The organism is Pseudomonas sp. FG13 (genome assembly GCF_057809755.1).
Genome location: NZ_JBMDKO010000002.1, coordinates 25,240 through 48,572, shown reverse-complemented (window position 1 = coordinate 48,572; position 23,333 = coordinate 25,240). Strand labels below are relative to the sequence as shown.

9 protein-coding genes and 1 pseudogene are annotated in these 23,333 nt (G+C 57.4%); 4 read left to right on the top strand and 6 right to left on the bottom strand.

What is annotated here, in order from left to right:
* Positions 1–55: 55 nt before the first annotated feature.
* Together ACODTO_RS02720 and ACODTO_RS02715 are read right to left on the bottom strand one after the other, a co-directional pair.
* Positions 56–616 (bottom strand): response regulator transcription factor, encoded by a 561-nt coding sequence (locus ACODTO_RS02720; protein WP_003177957.1) that lies wholly within the window; start codon positions 614–616, stop codon positions 56–58.
* Entirely contained in the window at positions 609–1,871 is a 1,263-nt protein-coding gene (locus ACODTO_RS02715) for an ATP-binding protein (RefSeq protein ID WP_139645732.1), read from the bottom strand. The genes ACODTO_RS02720 and ACODTO_RS02715 overlap by 8 nt, the downstream gene beginning before the upstream one ends.
* 248 nt (positions 1,872–2,119) lie before the next feature.
* On the opposite strand from ACODTO_RS02715, the gene ACODTO_RS02710 reads away from it, so the two are divergent.
* Positions 2,120–2,836 (top strand): SIMPL domain-containing protein, encoded by a 717-nt coding sequence (locus ACODTO_RS02710; RefSeq protein WP_464710401.1) that lies wholly within the window; start codon positions 2,120–2,122, stop codon positions 2,834–2,836.
* 230 nt (positions 2,837–3,066) lie between these two features.
* Here the strand turns inward: ACODTO_RS02710 and ACODTO_RS02705 are convergent, their stop codons facing one another.
* The 4 genes and pseudogenes from ACODTO_RS02705 to ACODTO_RS02690 all read right to left on the bottom strand — a co-directional run bounded on the left by ACODTO_RS02705 (position 3,067) and on the right by ACODTO_RS02690 (position 17,430).
* Entirely contained in the window at positions 3,067–3,453 is a 387-nt protein-coding gene (locus ACODTO_RS02705; RefSeq protein ID WP_489105935.1) for a DUF6124 family protein, read from the bottom strand.
* 501 nt (positions 3,454–3,954) lie between these two features.
* Positions 3,955–4,297 (bottom strand): annotated as a pseudogene (locus tag ACODTO_RS02700) (IS66 family transposase); the annotation flags it as partial.
* 9 nt (positions 4,298–4,306) lie between these two features.
* Positions 4,307–4,603: a hypothetical protein gene (locus ACODTO_RS02695; RefSeq protein WP_176563011.1), complete on the bottom strand. Its 297-nt coding sequence runs from the start codon at positions 4,601–4,603 to the stop codon at positions 4,307–4,309.
* Positions 4,600–17,430, bottom strand: a complete 12,831-nt coding sequence (locus ACODTO_RS02690; protein ID WP_489105934.1) for a hemagglutinin repeat-containing protein — start codon at positions 17,428–17,430, stop codon at positions 4,600–4,602. The genes ACODTO_RS02695 and ACODTO_RS02690 overlap by 4 nt, the downstream gene beginning before the upstream one ends.
* Positions 17,431–17,876: 446 nt before the next feature.
* On the opposite strand from ACODTO_RS02690, the gene ACODTO_RS02685 reads away from it, so the two are divergent.
* The 3 genes from ACODTO_RS02685 to ACODTO_RS02675 all read left to right on the top strand — a co-directional run bounded on the left by ACODTO_RS02685 (position 17,877) and on the right by ACODTO_RS02675 (position 23,265).
* Positions 17,877–19,478: an ABC transporter substrate-binding protein gene (locus tag ACODTO_RS02685; protein ID WP_464710399.1), complete on the top strand. Its 1,602-nt coding sequence runs from the start codon at positions 17,877–17,879 to the stop codon at positions 19,476–19,478.
* A 255-nt stretch (positions 19,479–19,733) separates the two neighbouring features.
* The gene (locus tag ACODTO_RS02680) at positions 19,734–21,359 is read left to right on the top strand and encodes an ABC transporter substrate-binding protein (protein WP_139648261.1); all 1,626 of its coding nucleotides are present in this window, start codon (positions 19,734–19,736) and stop codon (positions 21,357–21,359) included.
* Between the two features lie 301 nt (positions 21,360–21,660).
* Positions 21,661–23,265, top strand: a complete 1,605-nt coding sequence (locus tag ACODTO_RS02675) for an ABC transporter substrate-binding protein (RefSeq protein WP_489105933.1) — start codon at positions 21,661–21,663, stop codon at positions 23,263–23,265.
* Positions 23,266–23,333: the final 68 nt, after the last annotated feature.

Below are 23,333 nucleotides of genomic sequence, written 5' to 3'. Positions count from 1 at the left end.
AGAGCAACGGCCCGCTGTGTCGCGAGGGGGTGGACAACATCCGTTCAGCACAGGTTCAGCGACGCACGGGCCGCTTCTGCAATTTGCGCTGCAAGGTGCGCCGGTGCATGCCCAGGGCGCGGGCAGTGGCGGAAATGTTGCCCTCGTGCTCGGTCAGCACCCGCTGGATGTGCTCCCACTGCAGGCGATCCACCGACATGGGGTTCTCCGGCACCAGGGTGTCGAGGTCGGCGTGCTCGGACAGCAGCGCCGCCAGCACGTCATCGGCGTCCGCCGGCTTGCACAGATAATTGCAGGCACCGCGCTTGATGGCTTCGACCGCCGTGGCGATGCTCGAATAACCGGTGAGGATCACCACTCGCATCTCCGGGTCCAGCTCCAGCAGCTTGGGCAGCAGCACCAGGCCCGAATCGCCGTCCATCTTCAAGTCCAGGGCGGCATAGTCCGGCAGGTCGGCCTGGGCGATGGTCAAGCCCTCCTCGGCGGAGCCGGCAGTGCTCACGCGAAAGCCGCGACGAGACATCGCCCGGGCCATGACGCGGGTAAACGTGGCGTCATCGTCCACCAGCAACAGGTGCGGCAGTTCTTCGCCGTCGACTTGGATCTCGTCACTCATGTTCGTCTCCTCGGTCGGCATGGGGCAGGCGCAGCTCGGTGAGCGTGCCGCCGCTCTCATGGGGGTAGAGTTTCACCGAGCCGCCCGCGCGTGTCACGCTGGCTTTGCTCAAAAACAGGCCCAGGCCCAGGCCTTTGCCCTTGGTGGTATAGAACGGCTTGCCGATCTGTTCGGCGATGGCCAACGGCACACCGGCGCCGTGGTCGCGAATGCTGATGGTCAATTCGTAGGCATTCCAGTCCAGCGCCACCTCCAGGCCTTCGGGGCAGGCGTCGGCGGCGTTGTTCAACAGGTTCAGCAAGGCCTGGGTCAAGTCCGGTGGCGGCGCCATGCGTGGCACCGGGCCATGGCCCAGGCACTGGAAGCGGTAACTGGCTTCGGGGCGCATCAAGTGCCAGCGATTCAGGGCCTCGTCGAGCCAGTCGGTGACGTCCTGCATGTCGATCGCCAGCCGGCGGTTGGCCTCGGCGGCACGCACCAGGTATTGCAGGGTTTCCTTGCAGAGCTTGACCTGATCCTGCAGCACACTGAGGTCGTCCTGCAACAGCGGGTCGGGATGATCCTGTTGCATCTCCTTGAGCAGCACGCTCATGGTCGCCAGCGGCGTGCCCAGCTCATGGGCGGCGCCAGCGGCCTGGGTCGCCACAGCCAGCAGCTGTTCGTCCCGCAGGCCCTCTTCACGCCGGATGGCCCGCAGCTCTTCCTGGCGGCGAAGCTCCTCGGCCATGCGCGCGGCAAAAAACGTGATGACGGACGCGGCCAGGGCGAAACTCAGCCACATGCCGTAGATCTGCAGGTTCTCCCGAGCGATGGGGAAAGTTTCCAGGGGATAGAACCGCGCCAGCAACAAGGTGTACAGCGCCAGGGCGATACCGGAAAGAATCAGCGAATAACGCCACGGCAATGTCACTGCGGCGATGGTCAGCGGCACCAGGTAGTAGGACACGAAAGGGTTGGTCGAACCGCCGGAGAAATACAGCAAGGCACTGTGGATAAACAGGTCGCAGGCCAGCTGCACCGCGTATTCCAGCTCCGTCACCGGCCACGAGGCGCGCAGCCGAATGGCCGTCAGCGCACACAACACCGAGGCGCACACCAGGGTAATCGCCAGTTGCAGCCAGGGCAGCGGCAACAACTGGAACCAATAGGCGAGCCCCACGGACCCGGCCTGGGCCGCAAGGACCAGTATCCGGATGAACGTCAGCCGCCAGAGATTCTGGCGCGAGGCGGAAGTCATTTGCAAAGGGGCGAGCATGAGCTCTCCTGATGAGCGCTCCAGGCGAATCGCACGGAGTATAACCAAGGCACGGGTTGCAGCGGCAGCTATGCGGCAAAGCGCCACAGCCCCTGAACGCTACCTATCACCTTGTAGCGAGGGGATCTTCATTGGCCTTATGCATCTGTATAGAAGTTGTAACTGGGCGAACCACACCACAAACGCTAGAGTCTTATCGTTCACGCAGGCCCGGACCTTACCCCTGCACATCATCCCAAGGAGCTTTCATGCACACGTTCAGTCGCCCCGCCGCCCTCCTCGCCCTCAGCCTCGGCACCGTCGCCAGCCTGCCGGCCCTGGCCGCCGATGAACTGCACTACAACCAGATTTCCCTGCGCGCCGAAGCCAGCCAGGAAGTGGCCCGTGACCTGATGATCGTCACGCTCTACACCGAAGAACAAAACACCGACCCGGCCAAGCTCGCCGCCGCCGTCAGCACCACGCTGAACAAAGCCATCGGCCAGGCCAAGGAAGTCAAGGACATCACCCTGCGCCAGGGCAGCCGCAACAGCTATCCGATCTACGACGGCAAGGGCCAGAAAATCACCGGCTGGCGCGAACGCGCCGAACTGCGCCTGGAAAGCGCCGACTTCGCCGCCCTGTCCAAACTCACTGGCGAGCTGCTGACCGACATGAAAATGGGCGGCATGGACTTCGCCATCTCCACCGCCACCCGCCAGAGCAGCGAAGACGCCCTGCTCAAGGACGCCGTCAACGCCTTCAAGGCCCGCGCCCAACTGGCCACCGAAGCCCTGGGTGGCAAGGGCTACAAAATCGTCAACCTGAACCTCAACAGCAACGGTTATCCACAACCCTACATGCGTGCACCGATGATGATGAAAGCTGGGTCCATGGATGCCGAGTCCGTCACGCCTGAAGTGGAAGCGGGCACCAGCAAGGTGAGCATGACGGCGGATGGGGCGATTGAGGTGTTGATGCAGTGATGCGGGCCTGACAGAGATATCCAGCCCAGTGACATGCCTTTGTGGCGAGGGGATTTAGCGAGACGTCGCACCGCCCCGCTGGGCTGCGAAGCAGACCCAAAGGCAGCGACCTCAATTATCCTGGCACACCGAGGTGTCAGGGTTGGGGCTGCTGCGCAGCCCAGCGGGGCGGTGCGACGTCTCGCTAAATCCCCTCGCCACAGGTCAGTGTCCGTCTTGCAATTCCTGCGCTACGCCTCGACCAGACTGGCCGGCGCCTCAAGCTGATCCAGCGCCTTGTCCACCAGCAACTGGCACAACTCCACCAACTGATGAATTCCCAGCGCCACGCTACGGCGCGTGCCATCCACCTCGAAGGCCAGATCCTCGGCCATGGCCTTTACCGAGGCCAGGGTTTCGCAGGTGCTGGTCAATAGCGTGTCGGCGTCCGCTTTGGCGGTCACGGAGAAAAGGCTGTCGATGCGCGGATCGGTGCTGGGCTCTGGAGGCTTTGGGTTGAGGTAATGATCGAGCACCCGCTCGGCAGCGGCGCGGTCTTTGAGGAGTTCTTCGACGGTGTCGAAACTGGAAAGAGGGTTGGTTCTGTTGAACGGCGGATCGGGAATCAACTTGTCCATATTCAATGCTCCTACTTGAAGATTGGAGCCATCCCTATGTCGTTTCCACACGACAATAAGGTGGCAGCGGTACGCGGGGTGGAAATACCGGTTAGTAGGACCCGGCCAGACCGAAGCCTGCCCACGCACAGCTGCCAGAACGCAGTTTGCAGACGAAACAGGACGTCGGCAACACGATGTTCAGCTAGGCCACTACTAAAAGGTTCAGGTTTCCACACCCGGTCGCTGATTAGGCAGCGACGTTAAGAGGTTAGAGAGGCCACTTCCGAGGGGCAACCTTAAAAAGCTGTGGGATGTTTCGTTTCGGGACCGGTGATCCTTCCGATACAAATGAATGACTCATTCCGCTTCCTGACACAGCAATCCTGTGGCGAGGGAGCTTGCTCCCGCTGGGCTGCGCAGCAGCCCCTAAACCTGACACCTCGGCGGATCGTATGCGATCCATAAACCCCACCTGCCCAACACTGGGTCAACGGTTTACTGTGGCATTTCTGGCGAGCAGTTCCGGGTTTTATCCAGCCAGATTTTCAGTTGCGCCAGGATCGGCAGGCTTTTCTCCTGGCGACCGATAAACCGCTGTTCATCGATGGTCCTTGACCTCGCGTTCGATGTCGTACAGCTTGTTGATCATTGTCAGTGCGATATCGACCCGTCCGTTTTTACCCTTGAGCTGCACTTTTTGCGCATTCACGAACTTGCGTCGTGCATGGGCCATGCACGCCAGACGTTCCATACCTGGCTGCAACGCCAACGCGTTATAGTCGGCGTAATCGTCGACCATGAAATACCCACGGTAACTTTCCAGCAAGCGCAACAGCACTTCCTGCGCACGGCTGGACGGGTGGTAAATTTCTTATAGATCTAATCTAGCCAAAACGTCCAGATCGTCATATATATCCCTAAAAAAATTCGACAGATCAAGAAAGTTTGCACGCCCTATTACTAAAGCTGCCTGCAACTCAACAGAATCACCAGCATTTAATGCCGCCAACGCTCTAGCGATACTATCTCTTCCTTTTTCGTATCTTTCTAAAAACTCATCATCCCAATCCAGACTATAATCCGCCTCCCACTCTGCGCCATCGAACACCCCTCTTTTCGCCGCTACCACCCTAGCAATAACCTTCCTCAAGTCATTCAGATCACTCACCTCAACTTCCTCCCTTCCGCCAATACTTTTTTAGTCTTATCCACATTTATCGAACCATCCAAGTTCAAGACAAATTTTACATTATCAAACTTATCAAACACTTCAAGATGATCCTTGTGCAAATTATCCAAATACACCTGATCACCTTTCTTGATATTCTCACCTATTTTAGCTGTCGCTTTGAAAACAGGCTGTCCCTGAACTCTTTTTGATGTTTTTCTTACCCCGTCTGACAACTCACTTCCAAAGCCAGGCTGATTGAAGAAATCTTCCATTTTTTCAATTTTTATTGGAGTTCTATCAGGTATAGATGGTGGTTCATTGACTGTCTGCTTGCCGCCTCTTTTTCCTACAACCGACAATACCCTTTCACCACCCTTTATACCAAGAGACTTAAACTCTCCCAATACCGCATCGATCAGAAAACGACTCGCAACAACGTTAGCGTCCCCGTCGTACTGGTATTCGTCATTCCCCTTCTCATGCTCACTTTTGGCCGTCTGGTGGCTCTTAGCCAGATCCTCCTCAGATTCACCAGTCAACTTCGATGCCACCTTGATGGCCCCCAAATCTTTCAATTCGTCGATTTCAGGGCCATATGCGGCGTTGAGCAGCCCATTGGCGGTCATGCTCAAAAAGAACTTCATAGGGCCCATCAGAGCCTGAATGCCGACAATAGTGGCTTCGACTGTTTCCGTGGGCATGCCTCTGGCAAGATCAATCAGATCCAAGACCTGATTCAAGGCCAACTGCCCGTGAGTAACGAGATTCTCTGAAATTTGAATAGGCGGAAGTGCAATAGAATTAGGTTTATCAGGCCCGCTCGGCTCGCGAGCCGTCATGTTCGGGCAGGTATTGTTCGCGGTGCAGCTTTCTACGAGCTTCTCATAATCAGCTATCTGTCTTGCAAACTCCGCCAGCCCATCCAGAACGGCGACAGGCAATATTTTGATCTGCTCTGGATCAAGTCCCTGTCGAACAAAGTTCTTGGTAACAGCAAGTGCTTGCTCACTGCCCAACTTATCGATAAGCGCTTGAGGAACATCATTAGCATCCACCAATTGGGCACTAATTGCTCGATCCAGATTTGTAATAAAATCAACCCCGGCCTGGGCCTCCTTGATCATGTTTTCCTTGAAGTTGACGACATTGTCACCCCAGCTCTTAACCGTCTCGACCGGATGGCTGACCGCATCGATTGAGGAACTACTCACATACAGATCCGTACGATGCTCTTTATCCTTGGTGACAACATAGGCTTGGTTCAAATCACGATTAAGACCGGCCGTAGAGTCTTGCCCTGCGGTCTTGTCGTTACGCACGACAACCTGGCCCGAGCCCACCGTGGCATTGAGAATCTGCTCCCGATCCTTTTTGTAGTTATAACCCTCGATTGCCCAACTGTTTTTGCTCTCGCCTTCCATGCCTTTGTTTGGCTTATCTGCCTGGGAACCATTGCCGCCACCGTAACTGCCACTGACATTGAGGTAGTAACCGTGCTCATTGTCCTTACCCGTAATATTGCGGTACCCGAGGGTGTCAGTATCGAGCTTCAAGTTACCGTTATCGGCGGTGATCACCGAACCATCGAGTTGGGTGTGCTTTTCGGTATGAATGTCGACTTTGTTCTTACCGTTAATGACCGTCTGGTTTTCAACCCAATTGGTCTTGCCATTAGTCTCGCCATAACCCAACGAGCCACTGACGGTCGCGCCGAAACTGACCGCGACGGTGAGGCTGGCATCGAACTCCTTTCCCTCGACCTTGCCGGTGTTGGGTACTGAAGTCACAGTGAGGTTACGGCCAACGTCACCTATGACTTCATCACCGCGCAAAGTAGCGCCGGCAATGTTGGTATCACGTCCGCTCTCGAAGCCCAGTTTGTTGCCGGCGTACAGATACGCCTCTTGCTGCCTTACGCCTTCGCGGTTCAGATCACCGATCCCGACGTTTACTGAGCCATAGACCCCGAATCCATCCTGACCAGCGATAATGCCGCCCTCTGCTCCCCAACTGCGTCGATCATGAGAACTGCTATAAGCGTTTTGCGCTGAAAGAATGTTCAGATCGTTACCGGCTTTGAGGGAGATGTCGCGCTCCGCGGTTGCCTGGGTTCCGATCAGGGTCAGGTCATTCTTCGCGTCGAGATTTACATTGCCGCCTGCAGTTAACTGCGTCGGCGAAGAGGAACCTTGGAATGATTTATCCTCAGTGCCTGCGTTGCTGACACCTACTCCAAGCTTGAAGCCACCTGTGGTGCCGCCCTTGACACCACCTTTGCTCTGGGTGGAATGCCCCTCGCTGCTGTCTGAGCCATGGGCAACATCCAACGTGATGTTCTTGCCGCTGACGTTGATGTTTCGACCGGCGTTGAACTGGCTACCACTGACACTGACGTCGTTTCCTGCGTCTAACGCGATATCGCCGCCCGCCAAAAGCGTGGACGGACGTTGCGTCACGGAGCTCTGAGTGTGACTGGAGCTGACACTGGAGGCACCAAAATGCCCGTCAAACTTTGGCCCACTGAAGAACTGGTCAAGGGTATCCACCGCCTTGAGTACGCTTGAGCCCTTGCTGACACCGTCCTCTCCCTTGCCGGTGCCCTTGAGTCCGTCAATCGTGTTGCCAATGTTGTAGGCGGTCGTCACCGTAAGGCCGTTGCGTTTAATGCTGTCAGTAATGGTGACCTGGCTGGCCTCCTCCTTGGCATCAATGTTGATATCGTGACCGGCTTTTAAGCGGATATTGTTCTCGGCCGCCAGATCGGAGCCTTGCTGATTTATATCGCGACCAGCATCTACACTGAGGTTCACTCCCGCATCAATGGAGCTACCTGCGGCGGAGTATCCCTTGCTGTTGACGCCGTGTTGGATGGTTTCACTGCCAACAAATGTTGAGAATGCATTACTGTCGATGGTCTGCTTCAGACCTACGCTTTTATCTGTCTTCCAGGTATTGCTACGCTGCTGATCGATCGACGCGACCACGTTGACATCGCGACCGGCCTTTAGCGAAGCATTGTTATCAGCACTGAGCCCACTGCCGATAACATTGATGTCACGGGCTGCATCGAGAATTGCATCGTGCCCAGCATTTACCTGGCTGCCAATACTGGTGGAGCTGACTACCTCTCGACCGCCCTTTTGTGAAGCGGCGACTGTGATATCTGCCCCTAACCCTGGCGTACCTGCGAATGCACCGATAGTGTCCTTGAGCGACATGCCCACTTTCTTCTTGTATTTCTCGGCGCGGCTGTAGGCTTGGTCATCCGCAGACGAGAGGGTAATATCACCTTCTTTGTCCTCCAGCCCGGCGTGCAGCTCGGCGTCGTGATTGGCATTGATTTCACTCGCGTTCAGACGCACGTCGCGTCCGGCAATGACGACCGCATCGTGCCCGCCGTTTAACTCGCTTCCAATCTGGGTGACAGATGTCTGTAGTTGACTACTGCCGCTTTTCGACATACCAAACCGACCCGTCTTGGTCTTCTTGGTGTAACTGCCAGACTCCTCCGTAGCGGATAGAACGGCTACGTCTTGGGTTGCACCGACCACCAGATCATTACCGGCATTCAATTGACTACCGATAATGGCAACATTGCGTCCTCCATCGAGGCTGACGGCTCCGTCGTCATCTATGGACGCATTGACGGTCAGGTCATGACCCGCCTCGATGACCGAAGCGACGTTTTCGCTTTCATAGCTTTCTTTTTGGGTCGTCTTGCTTCGACCGAACGAACCTTTCTTCTTCCTGTAGTAGTAGGAAGAACTCTCGTCCTTGGCCGACGCAACAGTGATGTCCTGTATGGCATCAAGGCTGACATCATCCGCGGCCTTGATCCGGCTAGCGATGATGCCGAGGTCATTACCCGCATTCAGTGCAATGTCGCGGCCTGCGTTTAATACCGATGATTGTTGGGTGACACTGTGAGTTTCATTCGCCCTTCTTTTGCTGCGCGAGACGTAATCGCTCTCGTTGGCGGCAGAGGTGATAACAATGTCATTACCGGAATCGACGACGAGATCACGCTTGGCATCCAATCGACTGGCAACAATCGCGACATCGCGGTCAGCACTGATCGACAGATCCCGTCCAGCCGTCACTTCCGCCGCATGTTGGGTAATGGTCTGATTGAGGAAGTTGCTGCCGCGCGAATCGGTACGACGATCCTGGACCGAGGTGATATTCACATCCTGCCCAGCAATTAGCTTGAGGTCTTCTCCGCTTCGCAATACCCCACCGATATTGTTGATGTTGCGTCCGGCATCGATCTTGAGATCATTGGCCGCCTCAATCCGCGCGGCACTGTTCAGGATATCCCGGTGCTGAAGCGTCCCACCGTAGTTGGTATCAAAACCGTATACGTCCCGCTGGTTGATCACGTCGCCTTTGGTGGCGGTCAAACTGACGTCGCGGCCGGCAATGATGCCGCCGGCGTTGTTGACGATATTGTTACCCGCCTTGAGCGTCAGGCGTTGGCCGGCTTCGATCAAGCCGCTGTTGGTGAGGTTGTTGCCCGCCTCCGCCGACAGATTGTTCGACGCACGTAACGTGCCGGCGTTGTTCAGATCCGCACCGGCAATCAGGGTTACATCACCGCCCTGAACCAACGCACCGTTGGGGGCCAGGCGATTATTGGCCTGGGCCAGGTACAGCACCGGCACCAACACCTTCTCCCCATTCACTTCATGCTCTTCGAGCCAGACGATGTCATGAGTCAGGGCTGCCACTTGCTGGGAGGACAACGTCACACCTAGGGACAGGTTGAGCTGCTCCTTGCTGGCTATGGCGTTGTTCATCAGATATTTGAACATCGCTTCATCGGAGGTTTGGCCATCAATGAACCGCTGGCCGGTACGAGCGACCACCGCCTGTTGGACCAAACGCTGCTCGAATAGACCATCGCCAAGACGTTTGGCGCTGGTGTCCGGGTCGTAGCCCAGTTTGTCCAATAGATAGTCCGAGCTCATGAACTGCTTGAGATCGGTCAGCGCCGGGTTGGTTTCGATCAGGTATTTTTGCGGATTGGAACGCACGCTGGTGTCGGGAAGCCCCTGGACGCGTGGCACATCGAAGACACTCTTGTCACGGTTGGGTAACAACACACCCACCGGGCCATCGCCGGCGCTTGCGTTGACATTGATCAGGGCAACCTTGTCGTTAAGGTTCAACGACGGACTAGCCGCCAGGATCAGGTCGCGTGTGTTTACTGCAACCGGATCGTTCTGATCGAACTGCAGAACGGTGGCAGATCTTGCTGGATCCCCAACAGAGCGCTCGGCGGTCGTGCCGGTAACCGAACCCATGGTTCGGCTTTCGCCTGGCACATTCGTCTGCTCGCTAGCGCCCTTCCCATTGAGGCGGAACAGGCCGTTGTTGCCTACCGGCAGGGAAAAACCAGGCAGCGCCAACGGGTTGACTTGCTGTTGGGCCAAATCCGGTGGCAATTGCGGGTTCAAAAACACAATGGTCGGTTTGACGGCGCTGTTGACGCCTGTATCAGCCGTGGCCTTGGCCGTGCCATCAAAGTTGGTGTAAGGGTTGAGGTTACCGTTGTTGATCGTGGTTTTGGCGTTGATCTCTACCGCTTGTCCAGCCTGCACGATGGACGAAACGCTGCCGCCGCCGTTGGTGAAAATGCGGTCATCTTTTTTCAGTTCACCAGCTAGAATCTGGGTAGGTATCGCGACTTCAGGGCCAATGCCGAACTTGGCGTTGATTTTGTTGAGCATCTGTTTATTAAGCGCAGTGTAATCCCAATGAGTTCCGCCCTTGTCCGGCTCATGCCAGGTTTCGATGTAGTCATATCGGTTCTTGGAATTTCGATCTGCATATTGTTGTAGGTCTGCACTAATCCAGCTTGTTTGCTTGCCGGGTAACCCGCCAAGCTTGTAAATCCGTGAGCGGATGAAGCTACCCGACTGAAGACCGAAGTTGTCGAAAGTATCGACGTCGAGCTTGATGTTTTTACCCGCGGATATCAGAGATGCAGTATTAGTGAAGGCCCCAACATTTCCGATCAGGTTACCTGCTACGTTAAGAGAGGCTTGTTGCCCGGAGATTGTGGATGTCGACTCATAGCTTTCGTTAACGTAGAACGTAGCAGCCCCGTCAAACGTAATGTCTCCAGAAATGAATTTCTCTTCACCGACCACGCCTTCGGTCTTATTGTTGAAACTATTCGCCGACAACGAAAAATCACCATCGACGTTGATTGATGAGGCGAGGTTGTTGACGTTATTCGCCCGACCGCCATCCCTCCCAGCGATCGTCAGATTTCCGATACTGTAAATATCACCGGTCTGGTTCGTGAAGTCGTTGGCGAGCAGATTCATATTGCCGCGGCTAAAGATCAGCCCAGCGTTATTGATCAGGCTGTTCGTGTTAATCGTGAGCGCCTGGGCGGCGCCGAGCGTACCGGTGTTGCTCACCGCCCCGGCGTTGAGCATCAAGTCCCCATTGGACGTCAAGCGACCGCCTACGTTATTCAGCAGACCGTCCACGTTGATCGTGCCGAGCCCGCCCGAGCCAATGCTCGAAACGCTCGTCAAACCGAGCTGCGCAGCCTTGAAGGTCAGATTACCCAGGCTGCTCATGCGACCGTTGCTGCTGTAGCCGCCAGTCAGTTGGATATCCAGACTGCCATCGCTGGCAATCAACCCGTCGTTAATCCAGCTTCCGCCTTTGCCTATCAGTTGGTTCGCAGCCAACAACTGGCCACTGGCAGTCTGAGTGAAGTTGTCGACGTTGAGCGTCAGGCGCCCGGCCTGGATCACGCTGCTGTTGGTCCAACTGCCTGCATTCAGCGTCAACCCACCGCGGGTCAATAACGAACCACCGGCATTCATGACGTTGGTCGTGGAAATATCGAACTCACCCTGGCCAACGTGCGTGATGGATCCACTTGCGTTGAGCAAGCTCGGCGCTGCGAGGGTAAGGTCGGTGTTGGCGGATTCCAGCAGACCGTTACGGTTATCGAACAGGCTACCGATCTGGAAATCGGTCTTGCCACTGCTACCTAACGCCCGCAACTTACCGCCCTGGTTGTCGAGATTGGCGGCTCGCACGGCGAGAGTGGTGGCGCTTTCTACCAAGCCGCCAGCGTTGGTAAGGCTGCCATTGATGCCGAGTTCGATAGTGCTGCCGCTGATTTGACCGGCGTTGCTGTTCAACGAACCGGCCGCGACGCTCACCCTTCCTCTGGCGTAGATCCCGCCGCCACCGTTGTCCAGGGCGTTGCCGCCGGCATCGAGCAGGATGTCGCCCGTGTTGGCCGCGATACGGCCGGCGTCACTGTAAATACCGCCCAACGCCCGCAGGTCGAGACGGCTGCCTTCGAGCTTGCCGCCCTGGCCGTTGCGTAGCACTCCGGTCAGGCGGGTTTGCAACAGGCCTCTCAAACTGGACAGCACGCCGCTCCGACTGTCGAGGCTGGCGGCGGTAAGGTTCAAGTCGCCGGCTTGAGCGATGATTTTGCCGCCCTGGTTGTCGACGGCTCCATTACCCGCATTCACGCTCAGCGCGCTGTAGCTCTGCACCGCGCCCTTGGCATTGTTCAGCCCTGCGGCGGTAAGGGTCATCCCAGCGTCACGGCTGGAAATCAGGCCATCGCCATCGTTGTGAACAATGCCGCCACTGGTAAGACTCAATTGACCGACGGCCGAAATTGTCCCACTTCCACTGTTGTTCAAATCACCAGAGGTCAGCAGGCTCAACATGGACTGGCTGATCAGTTGGCCGCCCTGGTTGTTGACTCCGCTGGAACGCTTGATGACCAGTGGGCCGGTACTGCCCAGCGCGCCATTGACGTTCGTGAGGGCCCCAAGCAAGTCGAGGGTGACACTACCTGCTCCCACCAGAGTGCCGTTGGTGTTATTCAGTTGGGAACCCGTGACGGTCAGCGCTTTGCTGGCGGAGATACGGCCTGACGTGTTATCCAAACCGGCTGCATGGATATTCAGGATGTCACCGCTTTCGATCACGCCGTTCAAGGTGTTGGTGAGGGCTCCGCCGGTGAGAGTCAGCGTCTGTTTGCCGCCGCTGGTCACAATACCGCTGGTATTGTCGAGACTGGCCGCCGTGATGGTCAGCTCGCCCTTGCCGGCTACACCGCCTTTGCTGTGGTTGATCAACGCGCCGCTGAGGTCGATAGTCAGATTACCGAGCAAACTGGAAACCGTACCTTCCTGACTGTTATCGAGCCCGCCACCACCGACCATCAAACCATTCCAGCCGGACACCAAGCCGCCCTGGTTTTTTATTTCCACAGCGGTGAGGTTAAGTCGATCATTACTGATCAGGTTACCGCCACGGTTGTCCAGGCGGTTGCCGGTCAGGTTGTAGCTGTTGACGCTGGAGATTTCGCCCACCTGATTATCGAGGTCATGCAGATGGGCGATGCTCAACACACCTTTGGTGTTGATCAAACCATTGCGGTTATTCAGATCTGCCGTTGCCGGTCCCAGATCGATGTCGATGCCCGAACCGCCCAGCAGCGTTCCACCCTGGTTGTTCAGACCGACACTATCGAGATTCAGTTGTGTTGCTGCCTTGATCGTGCCGTTGTCGTTAACCAGCAATCCATCAACGGTCACGCCAAGATCGGTGTCACTGAGCAGTACACCCTCACCACTGTTATCCAGGCTCGCTGCGCGAATTTGCAGCGCAGCGGCAGCGATCTTGCCTTTGACCGAGGTCAGCGCGTTGTCGATGGTCAGCGTGAGTCTCTGATTGCTGAGTAAGCGGCCGCCATTGTTGTCCAGCGACTTGGCGACCAGATCGAAAGCCAGGTCGCTGGAAATTTCACCGCCACGGTTATTCACGTCACCCAGATTTTTCAGCAACAACTGGCCCGGTGCGCCAATGAAGCCGTTTTGGTTATTTAGCTGGCCGCCGTTCAAGTCAACACTCAGGTTGCCCTTGCTGAACAACTTTCCGGTGTTTTGATCCAGCCCATGGAGAGTGGCCACTAACGAATTGGCCGCGCCTATGCTGCCAGCGGCGTTAATCACCTGACCGGCGCTTACTTCCAATAGGCCACCGGAATAAATATTGCCCTGGCTATTGCTCAGTACACCGGTGGTGATGTTGAGTTTGTCCTTGCTGCTCAGGATGCCTTTCTGTTGGTTGTCCAGCGCACTGCTGTTGATCGTGAGGGTCGTGTCAGTCAGCATTTGGCCGGCCCGGTTACTGACGGTATCGCGGGTTTCGATCACCAAGTCCTTGGCGCTGGAGAGCGTGCCGCCGTCGTTGCTCAGGCTTTGGGCGTTGATTTTTAGCGAGCCTTCGCTAAAAAGGCCGCCCTGATCGTTATTGAGATCCGAGGAGAGACTGATCGCGAGGTCACCCTGAGTCATCAACCGACCGCCGTTTTCCAGAACAGCTCCTGTTAACGTCAGCCCCGTATCACCGGACATCAATCCCTTGTTTCGGCTGATGATCTGTCCCACGGCCAAAGCCAGATTCCCGCCAGCCAGGATGTAGCCGCTGTCGCTGTTATCAAGCCAGTCACCCGACAGGATCACGTCGGCCTTGCTCGACAGTTCACCGGTACGGTTATCAAGACGACCGACGGTCAGGTTCAGCGCCTTTGTCGCACCTACCAATCCCTCCAGGCGGTTATCCAACTTGGCCGCCTTGATCGTGAGACCGTTATCGGCGATAACCACGCCTGCCTGATTGTCAAAAAAATCGGCGATAGTGAGATCGCTATCTCCACGACTACGAATTTCTCCGTGAGTGTTGTCCAGAGTGGCGCTGTGGCTGTCGAGACCTGCTGAGGCGATTAACCCCTTTATATTGCTGAGTGCCTGGTCGATGACGAAGGTCAGCTTTGCATTGCTCAGTAATTTTCCGCCATCGTTGTTCAGGCTCTGCGCCTCGATGCTCCAGGCTTCTGCGCCGGAAATCTCTCCGCCGCTGTTGTTCACCTCATTGAGGTTTTTCAGAAGCAATTGACCCGGCGTATGAATATTGCCGCGCTGGTTGTTCAGCAGACCATGATTAAGATCCAGGGTTAGATCGCCGTTGCTGAACAGCTCACCACCGTCCTGCTCCAGCGAGGTGACTGACACCTGAAGCTGTTGCTGGCTGCCGACTTTCCCGCCCGAGTTGTCGAGATGCGTCGCTGTTAATAACAACGAGCCGTCAGTGGCGAGACTACCGCCCTGACGGTTCTTCAATTCACCGGTGGTTAATGTTGAATTAGCCTTCGCGCTGATCAGGCCTTGGTCACTGTTGTCGAGGCTGGCGCTGCTGAACGCCAGGCCTTTTTGCGATGCGATCAGACCGCCCTGGTTAAGCACCGAGCCGACGGATGTGAGTGACATCGCCTCAAGGCTCGACAGTTTGCCCAGACGATTGTCGAGACGACCGGTGTTCAAGGTTATCTGACGCTCACCGCTGATCAGGCCTTGCTGGTTATCGAGGAAGTCATCAAAGTTCAGCACCAGGCTGCCCTGGCTGACGATCCGACCGCCGATATTGCTCAATCCGATGCCGCTGAGCGTGCTTGCGCCTTTGCTGAAGAGCAGGCCATTGGTGGCGTTGATGATCTGCTCGACCTTCAGGCCCAGCATAGTGTCAGACAGCACCTTGCCGCCTTCGCTGTTGTCCAGGCGAGCACCCTGGATATGCAGATCCAGTTGGCTGGACAGCGAGCCACCGCGATTGTCGATTTGATCGACGTTCATCGTCAGCGTCTTGAGCGATCCGACCAAACCATCCTGGCGGTTATCCAGATTCTTACCGGTAAGGGCGAGATTGCCCTCAGCAACCAGCTCGCCACCTTGTTGGGTCAACGTGTCGATAGTCGCTTCGATATCACCCTTGCCGGAAATCCGCCCAGCACCGTTGGCCACATCTTTGGCCTTCAGGCTCATCGCACCTGTCGAAGTGATCAGCCCCCCATTACGGTTGTCCAGCGTATCGCCTTCGAATCTCAATGCAGCCTTGCTTTCGATGCGGCCCTTGGCTCGGTTGTCCAGTTCATTAACCAACAGCTTCGCGGCCTGATCGGCGCGAATGAGTCCCTCGCGGTTATCGACACCGCTGCTGTTGATGACCAGGGTATTGAGGCTGGAAATTTTTCCGGCGCGGTTATCCAAGCGAGAGGCTTGAACGTCCATCGCGCCATTGGCCTGAATCAGGCCTTTCTGATTGTTGAGCTGAGAGCCGACTCGCGTGGCCAGCGTCCCTTCACTGGTGATCTGACCCTGCTGACTGTTATCGAGCTTTTGCGCCCGAACGGCTAACGCCTGTTTTGCACCGAGCTTGCCGTTGCTGTTATTGATCGTGTCGAACGCGGTGAGATCCAACAGACGCCCTGCTGTCATCAAGCCTGAGACATTATCCAGCGACGTAACCGTCAGCACGGTATCGGTTCGGCTGGAGAGTTCGCCATTGCTGTTAATGAGCTGCCCGACGTTACCAACGATATTACCGCCGCTGATGACACCGCTATTGTTCAAGATCCTACCGGCATTGAGGCTCAAGCTGTTGTCGCTCAGAACACGCCCGGCGTTGCGGTTATCCAGCGTTCCGACGGTGACTATGGTGGCTGCGCCGCTGATCGTCCCGCCCTGGTTGTTCAGGGTCTGCGCCACATTGGTCGTCAGGTTGCGGCTGGCGATCACGCTCTTGCCGCTGTTGTTGAGATTCTGCGCGGTGAGGCTGACATCGCCCCCTGCATTGCGAGTGTTGTCCGCATTGACCCCAGCTTCGATGACGCCGTTGTTGGTCAACTGCCCGCCGCTGCTCAAGCTGATCCGGTCACGGGCGGCGATGTTCTGCTGCACATCCAGTGCGCCGCTGGTTTGCATGTTGACGCTGGCACCGTAGACCGCCCCTTGCACGTTGGCGCTGGCGGCCTTGGCGGTGACCGCGCCGGTGGCTGAGGTGTCGGCCAGGCTCAGATGCCCGTTGGCGTCGAGCTGGATATCGCCACCGCTGGCGATCAATTTACCGTCCAGCTTCACCCCGACACCGGCCTCGGTACCCACCAGCTTGATGGCGCCCGCGTACATTCCGCCCAGGGCCGAGGAGTCGATGGCCAGTTGCGGTTTGGCGCTGCCGTCGTCGGCGCGGGCGGTGGAATTGAGGCTGGCGGCATCGACGTCGTTGCGACCGGCGACGATGGTCAGGTTCTTGGCCTGGATCTCGGCGTTGATCTTGGCGCTGCGGGTGATGATTTCGAAGCGGTCGACGTTGGTCGCGTTGAGGCCCGCGCCTTCGACGGTGACGCTACCCTGGTCGACCTGATAGCGACTCACCTGGCCGTTTTCCACCACCGGTTTGCCGGTGGTCAGGGTCGCCTGGGGGGTGTTGATGAAGCCGCAACCGTTGCAGGCAATGCCGTAGGGGTTGGCGACGATGACGTGAGCCGACTGCCCCGCCACCTCGGTGTAGCCACGTAACTGGCTGGGACTGCCGCCGTTGACTTCGTTGAGGATGGTGGTGGCGGCCGCGCCGTTGAGGTTCGGGTTGCCGAGGATGATCCCGCCCAGTTGCGTGGACTGGGTGCGGGACGTGGCGTTGTTGAGGATCACGCCGTTGCTGCCGACGTTGTAATCCGTGAACTGGTTGTGGGACAGACCGCTGCCGTTGGGCTTGGCGATGTTGACGATCGGCACACCGTTGCCTGCCTGACCGAGGCTGGTGCCCGGTGCACTGACGACGATGCCGTCGGCCTGGGCCCACATCGGTTGCCAGAACATGACGTTGGCCAACAGGAACGCCAGGCCGCGCTTGGGTATGCCCAGGAACTGTTCGCGAGTTTTGTAGGCAGCAGAAGGCTGGCGGCCTGGAAAGGCGGGTTGGCGATCATCCATGTTCAAGTCCCATGTAGCAGAATTCAAAAGAGTGCATCCGTGCGCAAGTCAGTCAGCAGCAGAACCAGACACGACCTCACACCGAAGGGGAGTCACGATCACCTCGGCAGAGCAGTGGCATCAAAATAGTGGCGCGATATTAGATAGCCATTATTCTGGCGTCAATGAATTAGTGCTAAAGCAAAGCTGCGGCGAGACTATTGCCAAAATCGTGGGTTACGGAGCCCGAGATAGAATCTGACCCTACACACCTCCTCGCGCGCAGAATCGCTCTCACAATTAGATCAGGGAGACCGCCGGAAACAGGTCAGCGATAAGACCAACTCATCCCCGTCCACCCCAGCTATACCTAAACCCAACGGTCCCCCTCACTTTTGGATATTTCCCCCTCTCCCACCCACAAAGCTACTCTCCATGAAAACCGTCACCACGCCCCAAGGGATTTCATGGACAGAACCACTTTCCAACCATTGCTGCTCACCCTCGCCCTGATCGGCTGCGCCCCGCTGGCCCAGGCCGCCACTACCCTGGTCTACTGCTCCGAAGCCAGCCCCGCTGGGTTCGACCCCAGCCAGTACACCAGTGGCACCGACTTCGACGCCTCGGCCGAAACCGTCTTCAACCGTCTCACCCAGTTCAAGCGCGGCGGCACCGAAGTCGAGCCGGGGTTGGCGACGAGCTGGGATGTCTCCGCCGATGGCCTGGTCTACACCTTCCACCTGCGCGACGGTGTGAAGTTCCACACCACCGACTACTTCACCCCCACCCGCGACTTCAACGCCGACGACGTGGTGTTCACCTTCCAGCGCCTGCTCGATCCGCAGCAACCGTTCCGCCAGGCCTACCCGACCGAGTCGCCCTACTTCACCGACATGGGTCTGAACACCACGATCAAGAGCGTCGAGAAAGTCGACGAGCACACCGTGCGCTTCAACCTGAACAACGTCGACGCCGCGTTCGTGCAGAACCTGGCGATGAGTTTCGCCTCCGTGCAGTCCGCCGAATACGCGGCGCAGTTGTTGAAGGAAGGCAAGGCCGGCGACCTCAACCAGAAACCCGTCGGCACCGGCCCGTTCGTGTTCAAGCGCTACCAGAAGGACTCGCAGATCCGCTACGCCGCCAACACGGCCTACTGGAAACCCGAGGATGTGAGAATCGATAACCTGATCTTTTCCATCACCCCCGACGCCGCCGTGCGCCTGCAAAAGCTCAAGCGCAACGAATGCCAGGTCAGCGGCTACCCGCGTCCGGCGGACATCGAAGTGATGGAACAGGACCCGAACCTGCAAGTGCTCAAGCAGCCGGGATTCAACCTGGGTTTCCTCGCCTACAACGTCACGCACCCGCCCCTGGACCAGCTCAAGGTCCGCCAGGCGCTGGACATGGCCATCGACAAACCGGCGATCATCAAGGCGGTGTACCAGAGCGCCGGGCAACTGGCCCAGAACGCCCTGCCGCCGGCCCAGTGGTCATTCGACCCGGCTATCAAGGACGCTCCCCACGACGTGACCAAGGCCAAGGCGCTACTCAAGGAAGCCGGGGTGGCACCCGGTACCACCCTCAATTTATGGGCGATGACGGTGCAACGCGCCTCCAACCCCAACGCGCGGATGTCGGCGCAGATGATCCAGCAGGATTGGGCGAAAATCGGCATCAAGGCCAACATCGTCAGTTATGAGTGGGGTGAGTACATCAAGCGCGCCAAGAACGGCGAACACGACGCGATGATCTACGGCTGGACCGGCGACAACGGCGATCCGGACAACTGGCTCGGCGTGCTCTACAGCTGCGCGGCGGTCAAGGGCAGCAATTACGCCAAGTGGTGCGACCCGGCCTACGACAAGCTGATCCAGCAAGCCAAGGTCTCGACCGACCGCCAGCAACGGATCGACCTCTACCGGCAGGCGCAAAAGATTCTCAAGCAACAGGTGCCCATCACGCCGATTGCCAACTCCACGGTATTCCAGCCGATAAACAAAAAAGTCGTGGATTTCAAACTCAGCCCATTTGGCCTCACACCCTTCTACGGCGTGGGTTTGCAACAGTAGAACCCGCCCCAACCCGGTGCGCGACAAGCTCGTAGCGCACCGTTTAAAAGCAATGTTTGCACCAAAAAAACCGGCGCAAACGATCAACTGCGTCAGAACTTACACAGATGCGACATTAAGGTACGTTCGTGCCACTGTTTCAGATCTGTAACCGCTCTTGATCTTGCATTGGGTATGGGGCCTGCATAAGTATCCGCAGGACGACTCACGAGGTCGCCCTCAAATCCAAAAATGACAACAAATCATGAGGCCAACATGCTTAAACACGCGGTCATTCCGTTTTTAGTCGGCGCAAGCCTATTAGCCAGTGCTCCCTTCGCCCAAGCGGCGACTAACCTGGTGTTCTGCTCCGAGGGCAGCCCGGCGGGTTTCGACCCGGGTCAATACACCACCGGAACCGACTTCGACGCCTCTGCAGAAACCATGTTCAACCGCCTGACCCAGTTCGAACGCGGCGGCACCGCTGTGATTCCTGGCCTGGCGACCAAGTGGGACATTTCCGAAGACGGCCTGACCTACACCTTCCACCTGCGTGAAGGCGTCAAGTTCCACACCACCCCGTACTTCAAGCCGACCCGTACCTTCAACGCCGACGACGTGCTGTTCACCTTCAACCGCATGATCAACAAGGACGATCCGTTCCGTAAGGCGTATCCGACCGAGTTCCCGTACTTCACCGACATGGGGATGGACACCAACATCACCCATATCGATAAAGTCGACGACCACACCGTCAAGTTCACCCTCAAGGACGTCGATGCCGCGTTCATCCAGAACATGGCCATGAGCTTCGCCTCGATCCAGTCCGCCGAATACGCCGCCCAGTTGCTCAAGGAAGGCAAGGCTCCCGACATCAACCAGAAGCCCGTCGGCACTGGTCCGTTCGTGTTCAAGAGCTACCAGAAAGACTCCAACATCCGCTACACCGGGAACAAGGACTACTGGAAGCCTGACGACGTGAAGATCGACAACCTGATCTTCGCCATCACCACCGATCCGTCGGTGCGCATGCAGAAACTCAAGAAAAACGAATGCCAGATCACCCTCTTCCCGCGCCCGGCCGACCTCAAGGCCCTGAAGGAAGACAAGGCCCTGAAGATGCCCGACCAAGCGGGCTTCAACCTGGGTTACATCGCCTATAACGTGATGGACAAGATCAAGGGCAGCAACGAGCCGAACGTGCTGGCTGACCTGAAAGTCCGCCAGGCATTGGACATGGCGGTCAACAAGCCGCAGATCATCGACTCGGTCTACCAAGGCGCCGGCCAGCTGGCGGTCAACGCCATGCCGCCAACCCAGTGGTCCTACGACACCACCATCAAGGACGCCAAGTACGACCCTGAGAAAGCCAAGGCGCTGCTCAAGGAAGCCGGCGTCAAGGAAGGCACCAACATTACCCTGTGGGCTATGCCGGTGCAGCGTCCGTACAACCCGAACGCCAAGTTGATGGCTGAAATGCTGCAGTCCGACTGGAAGAAGATCGGCCTGAACGTCAACATCGTCAGCTACGAATGGGGCGAGTACATCAAGCGTTCCAAAGGCGGCGAGAACCAGGCGATGATCATTGGCTGGAGCGGCGACAACGGTGACCCGGACAACTGGCTCAACGTGCTGTTCGGCTGCGACTCGCTGTCCGGCAACAACTTCTCCAAATGGTGCGACAAGAAATTCGACGGTCTGGTCAAGGAAGCCAAGCGCACCACCGATCAGGCCAAGCGCACCGAACTGTACAAACAGGCACAACACGTCCTCAAGGATGCCGTGCCAATGACACCTATCGCTCACTCGACGGTGTATCAACCCATGCGCGCCAACGTGCAGGACTTCAAGATCAGCCCATTTGGCTTGAACTCCTTCTACGGCGTCAGCGTCAGCAACTGAGGTATGCAACGGCGGCGTCTCCTGACGGCGCCGTTGTTTTATCAGCCAAGACCCAGGAAATCGCCTACCTCCAAAAACATCTGCGCATTACGGCAGCTGCTTGAGGACGTATCGCTCTTTCTCACAAGTCTTTCAGACGTTACGCATTGACTGCCAAATCCACGGCCGTACCGTTGGAATCTGGCAGACCTGCTGACCCTGTGGCATTGCTGCACGCAATGGAATGAACTCAGTGCCCCGGACCTGTTCCCGGATGGACGCCGGTTCACTGTTTAACACCCCGAACGAAAGAGGGAGCGTCATGCGCCATACCCTGGTTTTTTCTGCGTTGCTGAGTACCGGCCTGCTGGCCGCGACATCCGTGGCCCAAGCCGCCGCTGGCGGTAGCCTGGTGTTCTGCTCCGAAGGCAGCCCCGCCGGCTTCGACACGGCGCAATACACGACCGCCACCGATAACGATGCCGCCGAGCCGCTGTACAACCGCCTGGTCGAGTTTGAAAAGGGCGCGACCAATGTCGTACCGGGTCTCGCGACAAGTTGGGAGATTTCCGAAGACGGCCTGAAATACACCTTCCACCTGCGCGAAGGGGTGAAATTCCATAGCACCGACTACTTCACGCCGACCCGGGACTTCAACGCCGACGATGTGCTGTTCACCTTCAACCGCATGCTCGATCCGCAGCATCCGTTCCGCAAGGCCTACGCCACCGAATTCCCGTACTTCAACGGCATGAGCCTGAACAAGAACATCGCCAAGGTGGAGAAGACCGGACCGCTGACCGTGGTCATGACCCTCAACAGTGTCGATGCCGCGTTCATCCAGAACATCGCCATGAGCTTCGCCGCGATCCTGTCGGCCGAATATGCCGAGCAGTTGCTCAAGAGCGGCAAGCCGAGCGACATCAATCAGAAACCCATCGGCACCGGCCCGTTCGAGTTCAAGAGCTACCAGAAGGACTCCAACATCCGTTACGTCGCCAACACCCATTATTGGGCGCCGGAGCGGGTCAAGCTGAAGAACCTGATCTTCTCGATCAACACCGACGCCTCCGTGCGAGTACAGAAGCTCAAAGCCAACGAGTGCCAGATTACCCTGCATCCGCGCCCGGCCGATGTACCCGCATTGAAGAACGATCCCAAGCTGCAGTTAATCGAGAAGCCTGGTTTCAACCTCGGCTACATCGCCTATAACACCCGCCACAAACCGTTCGACCAGGTCGAAGTGCGCCGTGCGCTGGACATGGCAGTGAACAAACAGGCCATCCTCAACGCCGTGTACCAGGGCGCGGGGCAACTGGCGGTCAACGCCATGCCACCGACCCAGTGGTCCTACGACGACACGATCAAGGACGCTGCCTACGATCCGGAAAAAGCCAAGGAGTTGCTCAAGGCCGCCGGGGTCAAGGAAGGCACCGAAATCACCCTCTGGGCCATGCCCGTACAACGCCCGTACAACCCCAACGCCAAGCTGATGGCCGAAATGCTCCAGGCCGACTGGGCCAAGATCGGTTTGAAAGTAAAGATCGTCAGCTACGAATGGGGCGAGTACATCAAGCGCACCAAGAACGGTGAGCACGACATCAGCCTGATCGGCTGGACCGGCGACAACGGTGACCCGGACAACTGGCTGGGCACGCTGTACAGCTGCGACGCCATTGGTGGCAACAACTACTCCATGTGGTGCGACCAGGATTACGACAAGCTGATCAAGCAGGCCAAGGTCGTCACCGACCGCGACCAGCGCACCGTGCTCTACAAACAGGCCCAGCAGTTGCTCAAGCAGCAAGTGCCGATCACCCCTGTCGCCCACTCGACGGTCAACCAGCCGCTGAGTGCCAAAGTCGAAGGATTCAAGGTCAGCCCATTCGGCCGCAACGTGTTCTCGGGCGTCAGCCTGACCCCATAACCGATTAGTCCTACAGCGAGGGCCCTTACGGGCCTTCACGTAGACGTCTTGCCGTAATTTGCCGATCA

Coding starts and splice junctions, on each gene's coding strand:
- ACODTO_RS02720 (WP_003177957.1), bottom strand. CDS start 616: ATGAGTGACGAGATCCAAGTCGACGGCGAAGAACTGCCGCACCTGTTG.
- ACODTO_RS02715 (WP_139645732.1), bottom strand. CDS start 1,871: ATGCTCGCCCCTTTGCAAATGACTTCCGCCTCGCGCCAGAATCTCTGG.
- ACODTO_RS02710 (WP_464710401.1), top strand. CDS start 2,120: ATGCACACGTTCAGTCGCCCCGCCGCCCTCCTCGCCCTCAGCCTCGGC.
- ACODTO_RS02705 (WP_489105935.1), bottom strand. CDS start 3,453: ATGGACAAGTTGATTCCCGATCCGCCGTTCAACAGAACCAACCCTCTT.
- ACODTO_RS02690 (WP_489105934.1), bottom strand. CDS start 17,430: ATGGATGATCGCCAACCCGCCTTTCCAGGCCGCCAGCCTTCTGCTGCC.
- ACODTO_RS02685 (WP_464710399.1), top strand. CDS start 17,877: ATGGACAGAACCACTTTCCAACCATTGCTGCTCACCCTCGCCCTGATC.
- ACODTO_RS02680 (WP_139648261.1), top strand. CDS start 19,734: ATGCTTAAACACGCGGTCATTCCGTTTTTAGTCGGCGCAAGCCTATTA.
- ACODTO_RS02675 (WP_489105933.1), top strand. CDS start 21,661: ATGCGCCATACCCTGGTTTTTTCTGCGTTGCTGAGTACCGGCCTGCTG.